Raw genomic sequence first — 19250 nt, 5'->3', positions numbered from 1 at the left:
CTTGCCGCGCTTGCCTGTCCGTCGTCGTATCTGTGGGAGAAGACGTGGCCGCTTCCGGCGGTGATGCCATGTGGGGCCGCACCGAGCAGCAGGATTTCCGCAGCAGGGTGCGGGGCTGTCTGCTGGGCGGCGCGATCGGAGACGCCCTCGGGGCCGGCATCGAGTTCGACTCGCTCAGTACGATCCGGGAGGCGCACGGCCAGGCCGGGGTGACGGACTACGTGCCGGCCTACGGGCGCCGCGGAGCCATCACCGACGACACCCAGATGACGCTGTTCACCACGGACGGCCTCATCCGTGCCCACGTGCGCCGCGACACCGGCGCCTGGCACCCGCCGACGGACGTGCACGCGGCCTACCAGAGGTGGGCCGCCACCCAGCGGGACTGGGGGCCGGACGAGCGCAAGGAGGAGGACGGCTGGCTCGCGCGCGAGGAGTGGCTGTACGCGCAGCGCTCCCCGGGCAAGGCCTGCCTCAGCGGACTCTCCGACGAGCGGATGGGCACGCTGGAGACGCCCAAGAACCCGGAGTCGAAGGGCTGCGGCACCGTGATGCGCTCCGCGCCCTTCGGCCTGCTGGTCGGCTGGGAGCCGCAGTTGGTCTTCCAGCTCTCCGTGGAGTGCGCCGCGCAGACGCACGGCCATCCGACGGGCTACCTGGCGGCGGGCGCGTTCTCCGCGATCGTGCACGCACTGGCCCGCAAGGACTCCCTCGACCACGCCGTGCAGAAGGCCCTGGCCATGCTCGCCACGCGTCCGGGGCACGACGAGACGACGAACGCCCTGAAGCGGGCGCTCGGCGCGATGCGCCAGGGCATGCCGTCCGCGGAGCGCGTCGAGGCGCTGGGGGAGGGATGGACCGCCGAGGAGGCGCTCTCGATCGGCGTCTACTGCGCGCTGGTCGCCGAGGACGTACGGCACGGGCTGCTGCTCGCCGTGAACCACGGCGGCGACAGCGACTCCACCGGCTCCATCTGCGGCAATCTGCTCGGCACCATCCACGGGGAGACGGCGCTTCCGCCCGCGTGGGTCGCGGAGCTGGAGGGGCGCTCGACGGTGCTCGAACTCGCCGACGACTTCGCCATGGAGATGACGCAGGGGCCCGCGCTGCACGCCCCGGGCGCGGCGTCCCAGGCGTGGCTGACGCGCTATCCGCGGGTGTGACACCGGAGTCGGCGCTGCCCGGGTGCCGCCGATCCCGGCTCGCGGGCATGGAAGAGCCCCCTCGGCAGGGACGGCGGACCGGTCGAGAGGGCTCTGTTCCAGGGGCTGACGGTGGTTCAGAGGTCAGGCGCTAAGGCCTGGCCCTCCACCGCACACGTCGGCCACGAAGCCGCGCCACGTTCCCGGCGGGAAGCTCAGCGACGGCCCGTCCGGGACCTTCGAGTCACGCACCGCCACCTCACTCCGCGTCGGGGACTTCACTTCGACGCACGCCCCGTTCGCGGAGTAGCTCGATTTGATCCATCCTGTCGTGTTTCCCTGCTGAAATGCCATGTCTGCTCCGGTAGTTCGACTCCAGTGGCCGACCGTACGCCTGGATTTCCCCAAGCGAAGGGGTCGTTCACTCGACCGGATGGCATATTCCGGAGCGCTCTTCACGCTGCTCTCGGGCAGGGTGTACGCTCCCCGCCCTCAGCCACGGGCATAGTCCTTTGCCACATTCTCGATGAACTCGCGTGTCTGGTCCGGGTTGAGAGCTTCGGCGCGCAAATGCTCGTACATCACGCTGTAACTCTGTACATCGTGCGACTTCTCCAAATAGAGGTCGCTTGTGACTCCCTCCAGATAGACCACGGAGGAGTCGGAGGCGTCGGGGAACTCGAGGATCGCGTACTGACCGTTGACGCCGGGGTGCGCGCCCATCGAGAAGGGCATCACCTGAACTGTCACGTGCGGCAGTTGGGAGACCTCGTTGAGCCTCTCCAGCTGCTCGACCATCGTCTGCCTGCCGCCGACCTGGCGGCGCAGCGCCGACTCGTCCAGCACCGCCCACAGCCGCAGCGGATGGCGGGGCTCGTGGATGCGCTCCTGGCGGCGCATCCGCACCTGGACGCGCTTCTCGATGTCGCCCGCGGACGCCTCGGGCTGTGCGCCCTCGCAGACGGCCTCCGCGTACGCCTGCGTCTGCAACAGGCCCGGCACGACCTGCGGTTCGTAGACGCGCAGCGACGCCGCGTCCGTCTCCAGACCGATGTAGACGCTGTACGGGATGTCCCCGAACGCGTGCCACCAGCCCTGCTGACGGGACTCCTTGGCCATCTGCATGAGCGATTCGACTATGCGGTTGTCCTCCACCTCGTAGACCCCGCACAGGTCTCGCACGTCGCGCTGGCTGATGCTGCGGCGGCCGTTCTCCAGGCGGCTGATCTTCGACTGGGAGACCAGCAGGCGGTCCGCGACCTCCTCCGCCGTCATGTTCTTCAACTCGCGGAGGCGACGCAGCTCCTGGCCCAGACGGCGGCGCCGGACGGTGGGGTTGACGTTTGACGCCACTGGGGCTGCACCTCCGCGTAAGTACGACTACTTTCAAGCAGGTTGCCACCACCGTGAGCGATCTCGCTGGCGAATGGCAACAGAGGGTGCAGAGCCGGGCACGCAGACGGGCCGGATACGGCCACGGTGGGACTTCCCGGCCGCACCCGGTACGCGCCATGGCCGCCGGGGGCGCGAAGGCCGGGCGCACTCGGGGCCGCTCCGGGACGGGCCGTGCGCGGTGTCCGTGCGCCAAGTGCGTCGCGCGGCAGGGCCGTTGCCGCTCACCTGCTGTTCAGTCGGCGCAGTCCGCTCGGACGGCACGGCTCTGCCTCGTCCGTACGGTCTGCTCGATCCGCGTCGGGGGCTGTTTCAGGCCCCGCGCGCCATCACGGCTCCGGCAGGCGCGTTGTAGCGGTGCCGGTTGTGCCCGGTGCGCTCGCGCGCACCTTGTGATCAGCGTGCGCCGGCGCGGACCATCCCGCCCACACTCGGCCGTGCCTTCTCCGGCACCTGCCTGGGCTGGACGTGCCCGGAGGGTACGCCCGCGCGCGCTGCCGCGGGACGACCGTTCTGAGCCGGGGGCGCCGCCGGAGCACCGGCCGCACCGTTGCCCGCCGCACGCCGGGGCTGAGCCCCCGCGCCGTTCTGCACGTCCATCACGGCGTGCGCGACGAGTCCGCCCATCGGGTCGTGCCTTATCAGGTCCCGGAGCCGGGAGCGGCACGAGCGCCCCTCGTTGCCGGGATAGAGGTGCTTGCCGAGGCCGACCGCGTGGGCGAGCGCGGCGAGCGCCGCCGTCCGCGGGTCCGGCGGCACGCCGGTGCGGATCGCGGCGTCCAGCCGGGTTCGGATCTCCCGGCTGATCGCCGTCTCCGTCGCCTGGTAGCGCGTCGTCGGCAACACCCCGCACATCTGGCTTGATACGGCGTGCACCATGCCGCACCGCTCCAGGTGTGTGAGATAGGTTTGGCGAAGTCCCAAGCGGGGCCCGCCGATCCAGTGGACAGCGCGCACCGGGCTGCCACGCCTTCGCAGCAACTCCAGTGCGGAGTCCAGAGTTGGATCTCCGGTCGGCCGTGGCAGTACCACGGCGATACGGTCCCCGTCCGGGGCTATACGTCCTGCGAGAGCCAGCTCGACGAGCTGGGCCCCGGCCAGGCCGAGGTCAAGCGACTGCGGCTGTGCCGTGGTGCCCGTGGCCGGGTCCAAGGCCAGCAGCAGAAGCTCCTCCGGAATAGTTCTGCGACTCCTGCCCATCCATGCCTCCCCGCGTGGATGTCTGACAGGGTGACCCCTCTCACAATGGTCTGTCGAGAGTGCCTGGGTGTTATAGGCGGGAACCAGTAGGTATGTCGTTCTCGTCTGCACGGTCGGAGAGACCTGTCCGTGACCTTGCCGGAGCCCCCGCGCGATGTGGGCGGCGCGGCGCGCAGGACACTGTTAACTGGTACGGCGAGCGGCGAGCATTCATCAGCAGGAGGCATCGGTGGCGGGCGAGTCCCCCGACAAGGTGGAGCGCAAGGAGTCGTCGGGGGAGACGACGGACGGCAGCGGGACGGTTGCGTCCACGGCCGGGAAGAAGTCCGGGAAGAGCGGGAAGAAGCGTGAGCGGAAGTCCGCGGCAGGTGCGGACTCCACCGGTGCCGGCTCCGCGGAGGCTCCCGGCGAAGCCCGTGAGGAAGCCGTGGACGACGCCTCGGAGACTCCGGGCGAGGGCCCTGCGGGCAACGGCGCCGGCACCGAAGCGGAACGTACTCGCGGCGCTTCCGACGACGGCTCCGCGACGGGCTCCGACCCGGAGGACGGCAAGAGCGGGGGCAAGGGCGACGGGAGCGGCGACGAGCGGTTGAAGGCCGCGGTGGCGGCCTGGGTCGCGGGGTCCGGCGACGAGCCCGACGAGTCCGCGCAGAGCGACGAGAGCTCCGCGGACGGCAAGGGCGTCAAGTCCGAAACCGCGAAGTCCGGCTCAGGGGAGAAGAATTCAAGCCAAATCCCGGCCGGAGATCGTTCCGTACGCCCGAAGTCCGACGGCGCCGACGGCCCCGACAGCGCGGAGCCCGCGGGGGCCGCCGGCGAAGTCGACAACCCCACCGCGATGTTCAGGACCGTACGGCCCGGCTCCGACGACTCCGCGGCCGCGACGGACAGCGAGGAGGCGGCGAGGCGCGCCGAGCGCATGACGGCGGCCTTCTTCGGCTCGGCTAAACCGGCCAAGGCGGAGTCGGAGGAAGCGCCGGAGGCGGGGTCGCCTGAGCGCCCGGAGGCCGCGGAGCCCGAAGAGCAGGAGGACCGCTCCGAGGGCCCTGACGGTGAGGGCCGGAGCGAGGGCGACGCCGAGGGCGACGACGAGGACCGCGCCGAGGACGGCGAGCCCGGCGGCGGCGAGCGTGCCGCGGACGCGACCGAGCGGGGGCCGGAGCCGAAGGCGAAGCCGGAGCCGCGGCCGGATTCGGAGACGAAGCCGGAACCCCAGCCGGAGTCGGCGCCGAACGCGAAGCCGGAACCACAGCCCGAGCCGGAGGCGGTGAAGGCCGCCGAAGAACCCGCCGCGAAGGGCGAGCAGGCTGAGGAGCCGACCGCGGAGGGACCCGCCGCGAAGCCGGAACCGCAGCCCGAGCCGGAGGCGGTGAAGGCCGCGGAGGGATCCGCCGCGAAGGGCGAGCAGGCTGCGCCGACCGCGGAGGGACCCGCCGCGAAGGACGAGGGCGAGAGGGACGAGCCCGGCAGTCCTCGGGTGGATCAGCCCACGACCGCCTTCCGGGCGCTCGACCCGACTACCGCCGAGAAACCCGACGGCGACGACCACCCGGTGGACCGTCCGACGACCGCTTTCCGCACCGTCGACCCCGCCAAGGAGCAGGGAACCGGGAAGGCCGAGAAGGCCGCGCAGACCCAGAAGGCGACGGAATCCGAGAGTCCTGAGAAGGGCGACGTGGCGGATGCGGATGCAAAGTCCGCAAAGCCCGTAGACCCGCGGGCGGCCCTCGCCGGAGGGCCCGAAGCCGGCGCGGGCGACGCGGAATCGGACTCCGCGACCAAGACCGCCGAGCCCGAGCCGGACAAGCCGGACGCGGGCAAGCCCGGCCCCGGCAAGCCGGAGCCCGAGGCCGAGTCGGACTCGGAGCGTACGAGCCAGTTCGTGCCCCTCCGGTCCGCCGACGCGCCCCCGCGCCCCAAGCGCGCACCCGGCCCCGTCGTACCGCCGCAGCCCGAGAGCGCGCCCACCGCGGGTGAGCTGCCGCCCGAGGCCGAGGCCCCGAAGCTCAGCGAGGCCGAGCTGACGCGGCAGCAGGTGCGGCCGGACCAGGCCCCGCTGGATCTGCTCGCCCAGCTGACCAACACCCCGCCGCCGCCCGAGACTCCGCTGCGTACGGCCGTGCGCCGTGTGAAGATCTGGACGCCGCTGGTGGTGCTGCTCGCGATCGTCTTCGCCATCGCGCAGGCCGTACGGCCGCTGCCGGACCCGGAGTTGTCGCTCTCCGCCTCGCCCACGTACAGCTTCCAGGGGCCGAAGCCGTCCGTCCCCTGGCCGAGCGAGGGTCAGGCCGCCCTCGACGTGCAGGGTCTCGGTTCGTTCGGCTCGCACGGCAAGCAGAAGCCGGTGCCGATCGCGAGCGTGGCGAAGGTGATGACGGCGTACGTCATCCTCCGCGACCACCCCGTCAAGAAGGGTTCGAAGGGCGCCAGGATCCCCGTCGACAAGAAGGCGGAGAAGGAAGCGGGCCTGAGCGCGCAGAACGAGTCGACCGTCGAGGTGAAGAAGGGCGACACGCTCACCGAACATGAGGCGATCCAGGCCGTGATGATCGCGTCCGCGAACAACGTGGCCCGGTTGCTGGCCCGTTGGGACGCGGGCTCGGAGAAGGCCTTCGCGAAGAAGATGAACGCGGCCGCGAAGGATCTGGGGATGAAGGACACCAAGTACACGGACCCCAGCGGTCTGACGTCCTCCACCGTCAGCACGGCAACGGACCAGGTGAAGCTCGCGAAGAAGGCGATGGACATCGATCTCTTCCGCGACGTCGTGCGGCTTCCGGGATACACCGACACCAAGGGCGACCAGCACGGCAACTGGAACAAGCTCGTCCCGCTCGACGGAGTCGTCGGTGTCAAGACCGGTACGACGACGAAGGCGGGCGGCAATCTGCTCTTCGCTGCGGAGAAGAGGGTCGGCGGCACCCGGCAACTGATCATCGGAGCCGTGCTCGGGCAGTATGAGCCCTCGATACTCGACACCGTGCTCGCCGAGAGCAAGAAGCTCATCGACACCGCACAGGACGCGCTGCGGGCCCAGAAGGTGGTGCAGAAGGGCGAGGTCGTCGGTTACGTGGACGACCAACTCGGTGGCAAGACGCCGGTGGTCGCCTCCCGCGACGTGTCGGCCGTCGGCTGGTCCGGGCTGAAGGTGAAACTCGGGCTGACGGACGGAGGCAAGGCGCTGCCCCACGAGGGCAAGGCGGGCGACCGCGCCGGCACGCTGACCGTGGGCGACGGGCCCGGCCAGGTAAGGGTGCCGGTGAAGCTGAAGGACGACATGACCGAACCGGGCTTCGGATCGAAGTTGACCAGGATCCTGTGAACCCTGATGCCATGACCCGGCGTCACTGGTGAACAGGGGCTCGGCTCACAGCGGATGAGGCGGGCCGGAGCGTACGGGGGAGAGAGCGCAGTGGCGACTGTGCAGGAGCCGCAGATGCCGGAAGGCGACGACGCCGGTATAAGTCCCGGGGACAACGACGTCCCCGGGACCGGCACGTCGCGGCGCACCGTCGCCGACAGGGCGACGGAGAGCGGCACCGTTCCGGGGCCGAGGCGGGAGGCCGACGCGCCCGCCAGGGAGGACGGCGCCGCGCGTACGAGGCGGCGTACGCGCGGGCGCACTGTCGCCGGGACCCGCTCGCGCCGGGGGCACCCGGCGGTCGCGGACGAGCCCGACGGGACGGCGCGCTCCGGAGCACGGGGCGGTGCCGGGACTCGCAGCAGGCGACGCCCCGGCACTCCCGAACTGCCCGGCGCTCCCGGCCTTCCCGGCGCCCCTGACCGTCCCGTTCCTCCCGCCGGGCCCGGCCCTGACGACGGCCCCGGCCGCGACTCCCACTCCCTTCCCGACTCCGATCCCGGTTCCGCTCCTGACTCCGGCCCCGGCGCAGCCTCCGTCCCGGACTCCGCGCCTGCCGCGGCTCCCACGGCGACACCCGCCCCGGCCCCGCGCCCCGCCGACGACGCGGCCACGCGCAGGCGCGTGCGCTCCCGCGTACGCCGCCTGACGGCGACGTCGGTGCGGCATCCCGTGGCCGCGTCCGTGCTGCTCGCGACCGTCCTGCATCTGCTGTGGCTGTGGCTGTTCGCGAGCGGCGGCGGTGACCTCGCGGCGCAGGACGCGTGGGCGGAGTTCGTCAGGGAGCACCCGGACTCCGCGTACAACCTGGCCTGGTACGGCGGGCTCCACCCCTTCTCGTACAGCGTGCTCTCGCCCTATCTCATGGCGTGGCTGGGTGTGCGCAGCACGCTGATCCTGGCCGGAATCCTCTCCGCCGGTCTGCTGGCGCTGATCCTTCAGCGCGTACTGCGCAAGCCGCTGGCGCCCGCCCTGTGGGGCGCCTTTTCCTTCACGTGCAATGCCGCTTCGGGGCGTGTGACGTTCGCGCTCGGCGTCCTCTTCGCGCTCGGTGCGGTCGCGATGGTGTGGGCGTGGCCGCGGCGCTGGTGGCGCCCCTCCGGCAAGGGACGGTACGCGCGGGGTGCCGCAGCCGCTGTGCTCGCGGCGCTCGCTACGACGGGCAGCCCCGTCGCGGGACTCTTCCTCGAAGTGGTCGCCGCCGCCCTCTTCCTGGACCGGCGCCGACAGGCCGCGTACGCGCTCGCCGTCGCACCGCCCGTCGTGGTCGCCGTCTCGGCGGTCTTCTTCCCCTTCCAGGGTCTTCAGCCGATCCCCTGGTGGTCGGTGCTCTTCCCGCTGGCCGGTGCGCTGCCCGCGTTCCTGCTCGTGCCGCGGTCGTGGCGGACCGTGCGGCTCGGAGCGCTCGTGTACGCGGCGGGCATCGTCCTGGCCTGGCTGATCCCCTCGCAGGTCGGGTCGAACGTGGAGCGGCTGAGCCTGCTGTTCGGCGTGGTGATCCTGCTGGCGGCGGCGCCGCTGATCGTGCGGGACTGGCGGTCGCGGCGCGGCGTGGCGATGATCGTCGCTCTCGTGGTGGCGGCGGGCTGGCAGATCGGCAAGCCCGCCTACGACGTCTTCGCGACCACACCGGACGGTGCCTGGACGGGCGAACTCCGTCCGCTCGTCGAGCAGTTGAAGAAGGTTGACGCGTCGCGCGGACGGGTCGAGGTCGTACCCGTCCGAAGTCACCGCGAGGCGTCGGCGCTCGCTCCGTACGTCAATCTCGCCCGCGGCTGGAACAGGCAGGCCGACACCGACCGCAACCCCGTCTTCTACGAGAACGGCGGTCTGACGGCCGAGAGTTACCACGAGTGGCTGCGGCGCTGGGCGGTGCGCTATGTGGTGCTGCCGTCCTCGCCGCCGGACGGCGCGGGCAAGGAGGAGGCCGAGATCGTCCGTGCGGGGCAGCCCTATCTCAAGGAGATCTGGAGCGGCGTGCACTGGCGGCTCTTCCGCGTCGACGATCCGCTGCCGATGGCGGACCCGCCCGCGAGCGTCGAGCGCGCGGGCGCGGGCCAGGTGACGGTGCGGGTGCGGAAGCCCGGTGCCGTGCTCGTACGGATTCCCTGGTCGCCGTGGCTGGGGCTCGTCGACGCCCGGGGGCGGCGTATAGAGGCGCCGGTGCCCGGGAGGCCGAATCTCCAGGGCTGCCTGCGGAAGGCCAGCCCGCGGGTGGGAGGCCCGCCGCCGCCCGGTGAGGAGGAGCCCGTGATGGACACCTGGACCCTGCTGGAGGCGCCTCGCCCCGGGACGTACCGCTTGGCGGCTCCCTACAAGCTGCCCCGCGGTACGACCTGTCCGGACGCGGGCAGCACGATCGGCGGGACGGCCGGCCCCACGGCGGGTGAGGACGAGCAGGGCGGTACGGGCGGCCCGTGAGCCGCGGACACGCGACCGGCCGTAGGACGCGCCTAGCGGGTCAACTGCCGCTGCCGTAGGGGCGGGTGAGGATCTCCATGGAGTGCCCGTCGGGGTCGGCCCAGTACACGCCGCGCCCGCCGTCGTTGTGGTTGATCTCGCCCTCGTGCTGCCGGTGCGGGTCCGCGTAGTAGGTCAGACCGGCGTCCTTGATCCGTCCGAAGATGGCGTCGAAGTCGTCTTCGGAGACGAGGAACGCGTAGTGCTGCGGCGTGATGCCGCCGTCGCCGGCGTCCATGAAGTCGAGCGTGACGTCGTTGGCCGCGACGACGGGCAGGAACGGGCCGAACTGCGGCTGCACTTCGAGCCCCAGCAGGCCGGCCAGGAACTCGGCGGAGGCCTTCTTGTCGGTGGCGTGGACGATCGTGTGATTGAGCTGGACGGCCATGTTCTGTCTCCTCACGCGCTCGACGACGGGGAGGCGCCCGCCGCACGGGAGGCGGGTCCGTCTGCTTCTTCTTCCGTTTCCTTGCCCTCCACCTGTTCCAACGGAGATCCGGCGCAACGGATTTCGGGACGCGCTTCGGTCTTTCGTCGTAGTCCCGCAGGGCGACATGGGGCGGGAGGGGCATGGAGCGGGCCGGGGCGGCGGCCCCGGCCCGCGGTCGGTGAAGCCCGCTCCAGAACACGTGGAGGGCGGGGTCTGTAGGAGTCCCTACGAGGGCGCGCGCATGCTCGTGCGCGGCAGGAGCGGCACGAGGGCGTCCCAGCGCCTCATCTCGCAGCCGTTCTCGCGGTTGAAGTGGGCGTCGACGCGCCGTCCGGCCCAGACGCCGCGCACATGGGCGCTCGCGGGGCCGCCGTACTGCATCGTGCAGCGGGTGCCCGGAGCCACGGGGGCGAAGGGGTCCTTGCCCCAGGTGGTCAGCTCGTCCAGTCCGTCGCAGGCCTCTTCGGGACGGGGGTGGTCGCCCGCGGCGGGGTGGCAGTACAGCTCGAAAGTGCCCTCCGTCGAGGCATGGCCGGATTCGGCGACGGTGACGGTGAGGTGGTCCGTCGGCCTGACCTGCGCGTCGGCGAACGCGTCCGGGGTGACGGTCAGGGCGGAGGTGAGTGCGGTCGCGGTGAGGGCGAGTCGGCGGATCAGCATCGAAGGCTCCTGGACACCGGTACGGGCAGAAGGACGAGGGCAGAGACGGGACGGGGACGGGCGAACGGTGAGCGGGGCGGCGAAGCTCCGACGGCCGGGCCCTCGGAGCGGGGCAGCCCCTGGCCCGCCAACGCGGCGCGGGGGGCGTGCGTCGCGCTCGAAGCCGCAGGTTGACCCGGACGAGCTACACCACGGGCCATACGGACCGGCCGCGGGCGGACCGGCGTTCGGATCGCCTCCGTGCCGCGCCGCCCCGCCCCTCCATGCGGTACCGGCACCGGCACCGGCACCGGCACCGGGCCGGGGTCACGCGGGGCGCTCGGCCGCTCCCGGGGCGCTCGCGGGACCGACAGCCGGACCGACAGCCGGACCGACAGCGGGGCGGACGGCGGAGGTGATGGCCGGGACGGAGCCGTCGCGCTCCTCCGCCTCGCTCGACGGCAGGTCCGCGTCCCGGGCGTCCGTTCCGTCGGGCCCGCGGGACCCGTCCGGCAGAACGCGCCAGTGCTCCCGCGGCTCGCCCGGGACCGTCCTGCCCTGCCGGTTCCATTCGTTCGCGAGCCCGGCGTAGATCGGCTCCAGCCAGTAGGCGCCGGTCAGTTCGGCGAACTGCGTGCGGGGCTCGGAGAGCACGTCGTGCCGTGCGGTCCTCAGAACGATGAATGACGTGTTTCCCATGCACGGGCAACAGCGGGCGGCGAAGCGGGGACACCGTCCGTCCGGTCGCTTCACTGCCACGAGAGCCCTCGTTCGATCACGCGTTGGTCACGGAACGTCAAGAACCTGTGTCAATGTCCGATTTCGCACGGGAGCGGGCACGCGCGCCCTGGCGTCAGCGGATCTGGCGGCGGACCAGTTCGTGGAACTCCCCGGAGGTGTCCGCGAGCAGTTCCGCGGGCGACCCCTGCTGGACGATCCGCCCTTGCGACATCACCAGGACCCGGTCCGCGTCCATGACGGTCGAGAGCCGGTGGGCGATCACGATGCGCGTGGCCTGGAGCTTGCGGGTGCTGTCGATGACGGTGCGCTGCGTCTCGTTGTCGAGGGCGCTGGTCGCCTCGTCGAAGTAGAGGATGCGCGGGCGCCTGATGAGGGCCTGGGCGATCATCAGGCGCTGCCGCTGCCCGCCGGAGACGGCGGCGCCTCCGTCGGAGAGGATCGTGTGCATCCCCATCGGCATGCGCTTGATGTCCTCGGCCAGGCCCGCCATCTCGGCGGCCTCCCATGCCTCTTCGTGGGAGTAGATCTCCGCGCCGCAGATGGAGTCGAGGATCGAGCCGACGAACGGCTGCGCGTTCTGGAGTACGACGCCGCACTGCCGGCGCACCGCCGCCTGGTCGAGGGCGGACAGGTCCTGGCCGTCGTACAGGACGCTCCCGGAGGCCGGCTTCTCGAAGCCGATGAGCAGGCGCAGCAGAGTCGACTTGCCGCAGCCGCTCGGTCCGACGACGGCCACGAACTCGCCGGGCTCCACGCGCAGCGAGACGTCGTCGAGCGTCAGCGGCCCGTCGTCGCTGTAGCGGAACGACAGCTGCCTGGCCTCGATCTCGCCGGTCAGCTCGCCCGGCTGGGTGCTCCCGCCGCGTACTTCGGTGGGCTCGTTCAGCACCGGCTTGACCTTCTCGAACATCGGCAGCGCGGCGGCGGCCGAGATGAGCGAGTTGGTCAGCTGCGTCACCGACGTCAGCATCATCGTGACCGCGGTGTTGAAGGTGAGGAAGGCGCTGGAGGAGAGGGTGCCGCGGGCCGGTCCCGCCAGCAGCATGAAGAGGATGAGTGAAGTGAGCGGCAGATAGACCGAGTTGAGGACCGTGGTGAGGTTCTTGATCCGCCCCACGCGCTGCTGGAGTTCGCGGCTGCGCGCGAACTCCCGTGCCCACGCCGCGTACGCGAAGCTCTCGGCCGCGGCGACGCGCAGCTTCGGCAGACCGCGCAGGGTCTGGAAGGACATGTTGTTGAGCTTGTTGTTCAGGTCGACGAGCTTGCTCTGCCAGCGCAGTTGCCAGATCCCCATCGCGATGAACGCCCCCGCGATGACCACCAGCAGCGCCACAGCCATCAAGGCCAGCGGGATGCTGTAGAAGAGCAGCAGCGCCAGGTTCATCGCGCCGATCGTGCACGCCTGCACGGCCACCGGGCCGACCCCGGACAGCACGCGCCGCATGGTGCTGATTCCCATGGCGGCGCTGGCCAGTTCGCCCGTGGAGCGCTCCGCGAAGAACTTCGTGGGAAGGCGCAGCAGCCGGTCCCAGACGGCGGGCTGGAGCGCCGCCTCGACGCGTCCCTCCATGCGCAGGATCGAGGTGTTCTGGAGCAGCATGAACGCGGCGGTGACGATGCTGCTGAGCACTATCGCCAGCGAGACCTGCTTGATGAGGCTGGTCTCGGCGTTCGGCACGAACTCGCCGAGCACCTGCCCGGTCGCGACCGGCACGAGCGCGCCCAGCGCGACGGCGACGAGCCCGCCGAGCACGAGGTTGCGGACGTCCATGCGGGTGCCGCGCAGGCAGAAGCGCAGCAACTGCCACGCGTTCATGGGCTCTTCGGGCAGCGGACGGTAGAACATCACGGCGCGCGGCTCGAATTCGGCCGCGCGGGACTTGCGGATCCTGGTGCGTGCGCCGTCCGCGTCCACCGCCTCGTACCGTCCGCGGCGCCACAACAGCGCCACGGGTTCCCCGGACCCGGCCCGATGGCCGACGAGGGGCCCGGTGTTCTCCCGCCACCAGCGGCCCCGCAGCTTCACCACGCGCGTACGGACGCGGGAGCTGAGCGCGATGCGCTCCACGGGATTCGTACGGTCGTTGACCGCGCGGCCCCGGGCGGGGGCCGACAGCTCGATGCCGGCGGCGCCGGCGGCCATGCGGGCGACGGCGAGCGTCGCGTCGTCGTTCGCGGAGGTGTTGCCGGAGGCACCCTTGCCGGTGGTGTTGATGGAGGCCAGCAGCGCCTGGTCCGCCTGGGCGCGTACGGCCTCGCCCGCCTCGATGCCCGCGGCCGTACGGTCCTCGTGAGCGCGTTCGAGGCGTTCGATCCAGCGGTCCAGGGCCGAGAGCAGCCGGAACTGCTGGTCGACCATGCGCTGCCACACCGCGCCGTCCACGAGCAGCTGGGACGTCGCCGCCGGGCTGAACTCGGCCCCGTACTGGACGCTTCGGGGGTCGACGTGCATCCACAGGATCTCGTCGTCGCTCTGGCCCTGGCCGGCGCCCGGGTGGACCGCGTCCGGGGTCACCTCCCCGTCGAGCGGCGCCTCGAAGAGCACGCGGAGGCTGCGCCCGACGCCGAGGGCGAAGGCGGAGTCGAGCGGGGTGTGGGGCAGCGCGGCGAGCCCTTCGGCTTGGTTCTGGCCCTGGTTCTGTCCCTGACCGTGGCCCTGGTCCGGGTGCTGGTTCCAGGAGGAGTGACTGCGGAAGTGCGACGAGACGTCGCTGTACTCGGGCCGTTGCAACTCGCGCAGTTCGATGCGGCGCAGCGCGCACTCGCGCAGCGGCCTGCCGACGAGCGTGTGCAGCGTGCCCTGGACCGGGCCGAGGAGGAGGGTGCCGGGCTCCAGCCGCCCGAGGAAGTGCCAGTGCCCCTGCTGCACGTCGTCGACGGCGAAGAGGTCCATCGCCCCGGCCGTCACCAGCCAGAGCACGTGCGGGCCTTCGAGCGGAAGGCTGCGCACGCCGATGCAGTCGACGTCCTCGCCGAGCATCCCGAAGGCGGCGACCACGGGGTCCTGCGGCGAACTGGCGGCCGCCGGAACGGTCTGGTGCCGGCCGGTGTCGTACGGGTCGGGCTGCTGCCGGCCGGTGTTCTGGCTGACGGTGGGGTATTGGCCGGTGTCGTGGCCGACGGTGGGGTACTGGCCGGTGTCGTGGCCGACCGTCGGGTGCTGGCCGGTGTCGTACGGGTCGGGCTGCTGCCGGCCGGTGTTCTGGCTGACGGTGGGGTATTGGCCGGTGTCGTGGCCGACCGTCGGGTGCCGGCCGGTGTCCTGACCCACGGTCGGGTATTGCCCGGTGTCCTGGTTCACCGTCGGGTACTGCCCCGTGTCGTGGCCCACCGCCCGGTGCTGCCCCGTGTCGTACGAGCCGTTCCGTTCCTGTGCCACGGTCTCGTGCGAGCCGGTGTCCCACTGGCCGCCCGCCGTCCGCCACGAGCCGGTGTCGTGCCCGCCCGCGCGCGGGTCGTCCGCGGAGCCGTCGCCGGATGCCACGTCAGTGCTCCTTGACCAGTTCGGCGTACGGGCCACCGCGGGCCACCAGCTCCTCGTGGCGCCCGCGTTCGACGACGCTGCCGTGGTCCAGCATGACGATCTCGTCGCTGTCGCGGACCGTGCTCAGCCGGTGCGCGATGACCACGCAGGCGCAGCCGCGCCGCCGCAGGTTGTCGATGATGACCTGTTCGGTCTGGGCGTCCAGGGCGCTCGTCACCTCGTCCAGCACGAGGATGCTGGGCCGCCGCACCAGCGCGCGGGCGATCTCCAGGCGCTGCCGCTGACCGCCGGAGAGGTTGCGGCCGTCCTGCTCGACGCGGCTGTGGATGCCGCCTGGCCGCCGCGTGAAGTCGTCGAGGACGGCGGCGTCCCGCAGGGCCGCGGTGACGGCCTCGTCCGGTATCGACGGGTCCCACAGCGCCACGTTGTCCCGCACGGTCCCCTCGAAGAGGAAGACGTCCTGGTCGACGAAGGAGACCGACGCGGCAAGCGCGCTGCGGGAGATGTCCTCCAGCGGCTGCCCGTCGATGCGGATCATTCCCTCCCACGGGCTGTAGAGGCCCGAAATCAGCCTGGACACCGTCGACTTGCCGCTGCCCGAGCCGCCGACGAGCGCCACCTGGCGGCCCGGCCCGACCGACAGCGAGAACTCCGTCAGCAGCGGCTTGTCGAGCGGGCTGTAGCCGAACGTGATGTTCTCCAGCGAGACATGGCCCTTCAGGCGGCGCGTGTCCGCGACGGGCTCGCGCCGTGAATAGAGCGAGTCCACGGGGAAGTTCTCCACGTCCTTCAGCCTGGCCACGTCGGCGGCGAAGTCCTGGATGCGTCCCGCGACGCCGTTGAGCCGTGTGATGGGAGCGGTGAAGCGCGTCACGAGCGCCTGGAAGGCCACCAGCAGACCGATCGAGATGTGCCCCTCGACGGCGCGCATGCCGCCGATCAGCAGGATCATCGCGCTGTTGAGCGTCGCGAGTGTGGGCGCGACGACGGCGAGCCAGGCGGTGGGCACCCCGAGCTTCTGCTGCTCCTCCAGCGTCGTGGCGTGCTGCCCGGACCAGCGGCGGAAGTAGCCGTTCTCGCCGCCGGTCGCCTTCATCGTCTCGATCAGCTGCAAGCCGGTGTACGAGGTGTTGGTGAGGCGGGCGGTGTCCGCGCGCAGCTTCTGCGTGCCCGTGGCGCGCAGCCGTATCACCACTCGCATCGCGACGAGGTTGAGCAGCGCGATCAGCACGCCGATGAGGGTCAGTTGGGGGTCGTACGTCCACAGCAGCACGGCGTAGAGGATGACGACGACGGCGTCGACGCCCGCGGCGGCAAGGTCGCGCGAGAGCGTCTCGGCGACCGTGTCGTTGGACTGGAGGCGCTGCACGAGGTCGGCGGGGCTGCGCTGCGCGAAGAACGTGACCGGCAGCCGCAGCAGGTGCCGGAAGAAGCGCGCGCTGCTGAGCGTCGAGGAGATGATGCGCCCGCGCAGCAGGTTCGCCTGCTGGAGCGCGGTCAGCGCCGCGGTGAGCACGACCATCGCGCCCATCGAGGCGAACAGCACGCCCAGCAGGGACGTCTGGTCCCCGATCAGGAACATGTCGATGTACGTGCGGCTCAGCGCGGGAACCGCCGCCCCGACGCCCACGAGCAGCAGGCTCGCGAGCAGCGCGGCCAGCATGGTGCCGGTGGTGCGGCGCAGTCGCGCCGGCATGGCGCTCATGAATCCGGGGCGCTTGCCGCCGCGGCGGAAGTCCTCATCGGGCTCGAAGGTGAGGACGACGCCGGTGAAGCTGGTGTCGAACTCCTCCAGCGGGACGAAACGCCGGCCCTTGTCCGGGTCGTTGATGTGCACGCCGCGCCGGCCGAGGCGGCTGCCCATCCCCTCGTAGACGACGTAGTGGTTGAACTCCCAGAACAGGACGGCGGGCGCGGGCACTTCGGCGAGCGCCGCGGGTTCCATCTGCATGCCCTTGGCGGCGAGGCCGTAACTGCGGGCCGCCTTCAGGAGGTTGCTGGCGCGGGAGCCGTCGCGGGAGACGCCGCAGGCGATGCGCAGCTCTTCGAGCGGGACGTGCCGTCCGAAGTGCCCCAGGACCATGGACAGCGCGGCGGCGCCGCACTCGACGGCCTCCATCTGGAGCACGGTCGGCGTGCGGATGGCCTTGTACTTGGGCTTCGGTATCGGCTGCGGCGAGCTGTGCGCCGCCGCGCCCGTACGGTGCTTGCCCCCCTTGGCGCCGTCCTTGGCGTTGCGCTTGCCCCCACCCTTGGCGCTGCCCTTGGAGCCGCTCCTGGAGCCGTCCTTGGAGCCCTTCTTCGCGCTGCTCTTGGCCGGATTCCGGGAGCTGCTCTTCGTGGTGTTCCTGGAGGTGCTCCTGCTGCTGCCCGGGCGGTGCCGCCGGTGGCCCGGGGGAGGGAGCCGGTTCTCGCCGGTGTCCTCGACGTCCTCGGTGCCGCGGTCCGCGGCCTGCGCGTCGCGCGCGTCGTCGGCGCTCTTCTGCCGCGGGCTCACGGGAGCAGCCAATCGACGGGACGCTGCTTGGGCTGGTGTATCGCGCCGTCGGTGATCGTCATCGAATCGAGCCGGTACGGCGGGCCCTTCTCGGAGGACCATCTGTAACCGGACTTCGTCTCCGAGGACTTGTCCAGCTGCACCATGACCGGCACGGGCTGGCCGTCCTTCGTGAACTGCGCAGCCAGCTGGCCGTTGCCGAGGAAGCTCGATATCTGCTGACGCGTCTGGGCGGCCCGCCCGACCGCCTTGACGCGGCCGCGCAGTACGCCGTACTCGTCCGTCGGTGCCGACTGCACCGTCAGATCCACCGCGGCGCCGGGGGAGACGGTCGAGCCGCTGCTGCCCGGCACGTACAACATGGCCACCAAGGGCTCGTCGTCACGCTCGATGCGCTCGACGGTCGCCACGTCCTTGCCGGTGGTGATCACGGAGCCGATCTTCGCCGTCAGCGACGTCATGCGTCCCGCGGCCACCGTGCGAACTGACCGGTATCCGAGGTCGGTTCGCACCTTGAGCACAGGTGTGTTCGGCGGAAGCATGCGGCCTTCCTCGGCCAGCACGTCGACGACCTGGCCCGAGACCGGGCTTTGCAGCACGTAACTGCCCTTGGCGTGGGTGAGGACACCGGGCGCGTCCAGCTTCCCGGAGACCCTGCCGGTGATGGCCCAGTAGCCCGCGCCCGCCATGACGAGAACGGTCACGAGCAGCACGAGCCAGCCCTGCGGGCGCGCGTAGCGCACGGGCAGGTCGAGCTCCTCTGGGGACTGGAGCTTGGAAAACGCCTTCTGCCGGAACTGCACGGGGCTATTCCCTCAACTGCGTTCGTCGCTTTCAGGCATGACGCTTCCTTCGGTGGCGGCACCGCACGGCGCCGGCTTCGTCGGTGGAGCGGTCGGGCGTGCGAGCGGCAGCCGCCGACGGCAATTCGGGGACAACAACGGGCGCAAGACTTTCACAACTGACCCCGGACGCATCCGTAAGCCCCGGAACAAGGGGGTTCCGGGGCTCACGATCACCCCACTGGGATTCGGATGCGCCGAGCGGAACGGGCTTCGCACTGCTGTCCCGTCCGCCCGGCGACGGGCATCGCCTCAGAGACCGGCGAGGCCCGTGACCTGGGAGGTGTCGACACCGGTCAGGCCGGAGGCGACGCCGTTCACGGCGTTGGTGGTCTCGGAAACCGGGGCCACCGAGTCGGCGGTGCTCACCGCGGTGCCGACGACCGAGCCGAGGACGCCACCCGAAACGTTGTCCAGGTCGTTGTCGGAAATCTCGCGGGTCTCAATGCGGTCCATGAGTTGAGCTTCCCTTCGCTTGCTTTGGTCTTCTCAATAGCATCGGCCGGCTCGGGGAAAGCCGTCCGGCCGTACGAGCGGTCGTCTGATGCCCGACAACGGGAACCATTCGTTCAACTTCCGCGTCAGGGCCCGATCAAAGCATGTGTACGCGCTGCCGGGCCACTCATCCGTGCGCTGCTCCGGCGTCGATACGGCCCTCAACTTCCGTGAGGTGTAGCCGCGTCCACGAATTCGTGGCGATCCCTTCACTTGTTACTCGGGCATAGACCGCCGTGTGCGAACTCACGACGGGCCCTCAATTGGACATTCCCGCACCAACCTCGCCGCGCCCGGGGTGCGCCGGTGGATGTCCCGGGGGCCATGTGCCGTCCTTACGAACCAGTTGTGCAGGTTCGCTGAATTCAGTTTCGAGCGGCTGCACTTGGTCCTGCCTGCGCGGTCTGACCTGGGAATGGAGGCTCTGTGAAGCGGGGTCCACGAATGGTGTCACTCAAGGTGACCGGGGAAATCCGCTGCGAAGTCATGCTGCTGACACAAGTGCCTATGGAGCGGTAAGGGCGAAATGACTTGTTCGAATGCTGAGACATGTGCGGGATGCACGCA

At 71.0% G+C, this 19250-nt stretch carries 13 protein-coding genes; 3 read left to right on the top strand and 10 right to left on the bottom strand.

Features of this window, described 5'->3' with window-relative positions:
• Positions 1 to 68 precede the first annotated feature (68 nt).
• Positions 69 to 1163 carry an ADP-ribosylglycohydrolase family protein gene (locus QQM67_RS17600; RefSeq protein WP_314175129.1) on the top strand — a complete coding sequence of 365 codons (1095 nt, stop codon included), beginning with the start codon at positions 69 to 71 and terminating at the stop codon, positions 1161 to 1163.
• A gap of 123 nt (positions 1164 to 1286) precedes the next feature.
• Here QQM67_RS17600 and QQM67_RS17595 read toward each other — a convergent pair whose 3' ends face one another.
• The 3 genes from QQM67_RS17595 to QQM67_RS17585 all read right to left on the bottom strand — a co-directional run bounded on the left by QQM67_RS17595 (position 1287) and on the right by QQM67_RS17585 (position 3734).
• The gene (locus tag QQM67_RS17595; protein ID WP_314174841.1) at positions 1287 to 1496 is read right to left on the bottom strand and encodes a DUF397 domain-containing protein; all 210 of its coding nucleotides are present in this window, start codon (positions 1494 to 1496) and stop codon (positions 1287 to 1289) included.
• A gap of 138 nt (positions 1497 to 1634) precedes the next feature.
• Positions 1635 to 2495: a helix-turn-helix domain-containing protein gene (locus QQM67_RS17590; RefSeq protein WP_314174840.1), complete on the bottom strand. Its 861-nt coding sequence runs from the start codon at positions 2493 to 2495 to the stop codon at positions 1635 to 1637.
• 435 nt (positions 2496 to 2930) lie between these two features.
• Complete coding sequence (locus tag QQM67_RS17585) at positions 2931 to 3734, bottom strand: GOLPH3/VPS74 family protein (protein ID WP_314174839.1); 804 nt, start codon at positions 3732 to 3734, stop codon at positions 2931 to 2933.
• Between the two features lie 229 nt (positions 3735 to 3963).
• Here QQM67_RS17585 and QQM67_RS17580 point away from each other — a divergent pair, with 229 nt between their 5' ends.
• Together QQM67_RS17580 and QQM67_RS17575 are read left to right on the top strand one after the other, a co-directional pair.
• Positions 3964 to 7056: a D-alanyl-D-alanine carboxypeptidase gene (locus QQM67_RS17580; RefSeq protein ID WP_314174838.1), complete on the top strand. Its 3093-nt coding sequence runs from the start codon at positions 3964 to 3966 to the stop codon at positions 7054 to 7056.
• Between the two features lie 90 nt (positions 7057 to 7146).
• Positions 7147 to 9516, top strand: a complete 2370-nt coding sequence (locus tag QQM67_RS17575; protein ID WP_314174837.1) for a chromosomal replication initiator protein DnaA — start codon at positions 7147 to 7149, stop codon at positions 9514 to 9516.
• Between the two features lie 40 nt (positions 9517 to 9556).
• Here QQM67_RS17575 and QQM67_RS17570 read toward each other — a convergent pair whose 3' ends face one another.
• From QQM67_RS17570 to QQM67_RS17540, 7 genes are all read right to left on the bottom strand, one after another.
• Positions 9557 to 9943: a VOC family protein gene (locus tag QQM67_RS17570; RefSeq protein ID WP_314174836.1), complete on the bottom strand. Its 387-nt coding sequence runs from the start codon at positions 9941 to 9943 to the stop codon at positions 9557 to 9559.
• A gap of 267 nt (positions 9944 to 10210) precedes the next feature.
• A complete protein-coding gene (locus QQM67_RS17565; RefSeq protein WP_314174835.1) occupies positions 10211 to 10645 on the bottom strand; it encodes an SSI family serine proteinase inhibitor in 435 nt (144 codons plus the stop codon).
• Between the two features lie 306 nt (positions 10646 to 10951).
• A complete protein-coding gene (locus QQM67_RS17560) occupies positions 10952 to 11323 on the bottom strand; it encodes a hypothetical protein (RefSeq protein WP_314174834.1) in 372 nt (123 codons plus the stop codon).
• Between the two features lie 154 nt (positions 11324 to 11477).
• Positions 11478 to 14345: an NHLP bacteriocin export ABC transporter permease/ATPase subunit gene (locus QQM67_RS17555; protein ID WP_314175128.1), complete on the bottom strand. Its 2868-nt coding sequence runs from the start codon at positions 14343 to 14345 to the stop codon at positions 11478 to 11480.
• Between the two features lie 505 nt (positions 14346 to 14850).
• Positions 14851 to 16968, bottom strand: coding sequence for an NHLP family bacteriocin export ABC transporter peptidase/permease/ATPase subunit (locus QQM67_RS17550; protein WP_314175127.1), 2118 nt, complete (start codon positions 16966 to 16968; stop codon positions 14851 to 14853).
• 374 nt (positions 16969 to 17342) lie between these two features.
• Entirely contained in the window at positions 17343 to 18149 is an 807-nt protein-coding gene (locus QQM67_RS17545) for an HlyD family efflux transporter periplasmic adaptor subunit (RefSeq protein WP_314174833.1), read from the bottom strand.
• 291 nt (positions 18150 to 18440) lie between these two features.
• Positions 18441 to 18644 carry a type A2 lantipeptide gene (locus QQM67_RS17540; protein WP_314174832.1) on the bottom strand — a complete coding sequence of 68 codons (204 nt, stop codon included), beginning with the start codon at positions 18642 to 18644 and terminating at the stop codon, positions 18441 to 18443.
• Positions 18645 to 19250 lie beyond the last annotated feature (606 nt).

Origin of the sequence: Streptomyces winkii, from assembly GCF_032248595.1 — a bacterium.
Lineage (GTDB): Bacteria > Actinomycetota > Actinomycetes > Streptomycetales > Streptomycetaceae > Streptomyces > Streptomyces winkii.
This window is presented reverse-complemented; position numbering and strand designations above follow the sequence as displayed.

What these genes read in the sequence shown, in the direction of transcription:
- QQM67_RS17600 (WP_314175129.1), top strand. Translation starts at nt 69, where the DNA reads ATGTGGGGCCGCACCGAGCAGCAGGATTTCCGCAGCAGGGTGCGGGGC.
- QQM67_RS17595 (WP_314174841.1), bottom strand. Translation starts at nt 1,496, where the DNA reads ATGGCATTTCAGCAGGGAAACACGACAGGATGGATCAAATCGAGCTAC.
- QQM67_RS17585 (WP_314174839.1), bottom strand. Translation starts at nt 3,734, where the DNA reads ATGGGCAGGAGTCGCAGAACTATTCCGGAGGAGCTTCTGCTGCTGGCC.
- QQM67_RS17570 (WP_314174836.1), bottom strand. Translation starts at nt 9,943, where the DNA reads ATGGCCGTCCAGCTCAATCACACGATCGTCCACGCCACCGACAAGAAG.
- QQM67_RS17565 (WP_314174835.1), bottom strand. Translation starts at nt 10,645, where the DNA reads ATGCTGATCCGCCGACTCGCCCTCACCGCGACCGCACTCACCTCCGCC.
- QQM67_RS17560 (WP_314174834.1), bottom strand. Translation starts at nt 11,323, where the DNA reads ATGGGAAACACGTCATTCATCGTTCTGAGGACCGCACGGCACGACGTG.
- QQM67_RS17555 (WP_314175128.1), bottom strand. Translation starts at nt 14,345, where the DNA reads ATGCTCGGCGAGGACGTCGACTGCATCGGCGTGCGCAGCCTTCCGCTC.
- QQM67_RS17550 (WP_314175127.1), bottom strand. Translation starts at nt 16,968, where the DNA reads ATGGAGGCCGTCGAGTGCGGCGCCGCCGCGCTGTCCATGGTCCTGGGG.
- QQM67_RS17540 (WP_314174832.1), bottom strand. Translation starts at nt 18,644, where the DNA reads ATGGACCGCATTGAGACCCGCGAGATTTCCGACAACGACCTGGACAAC.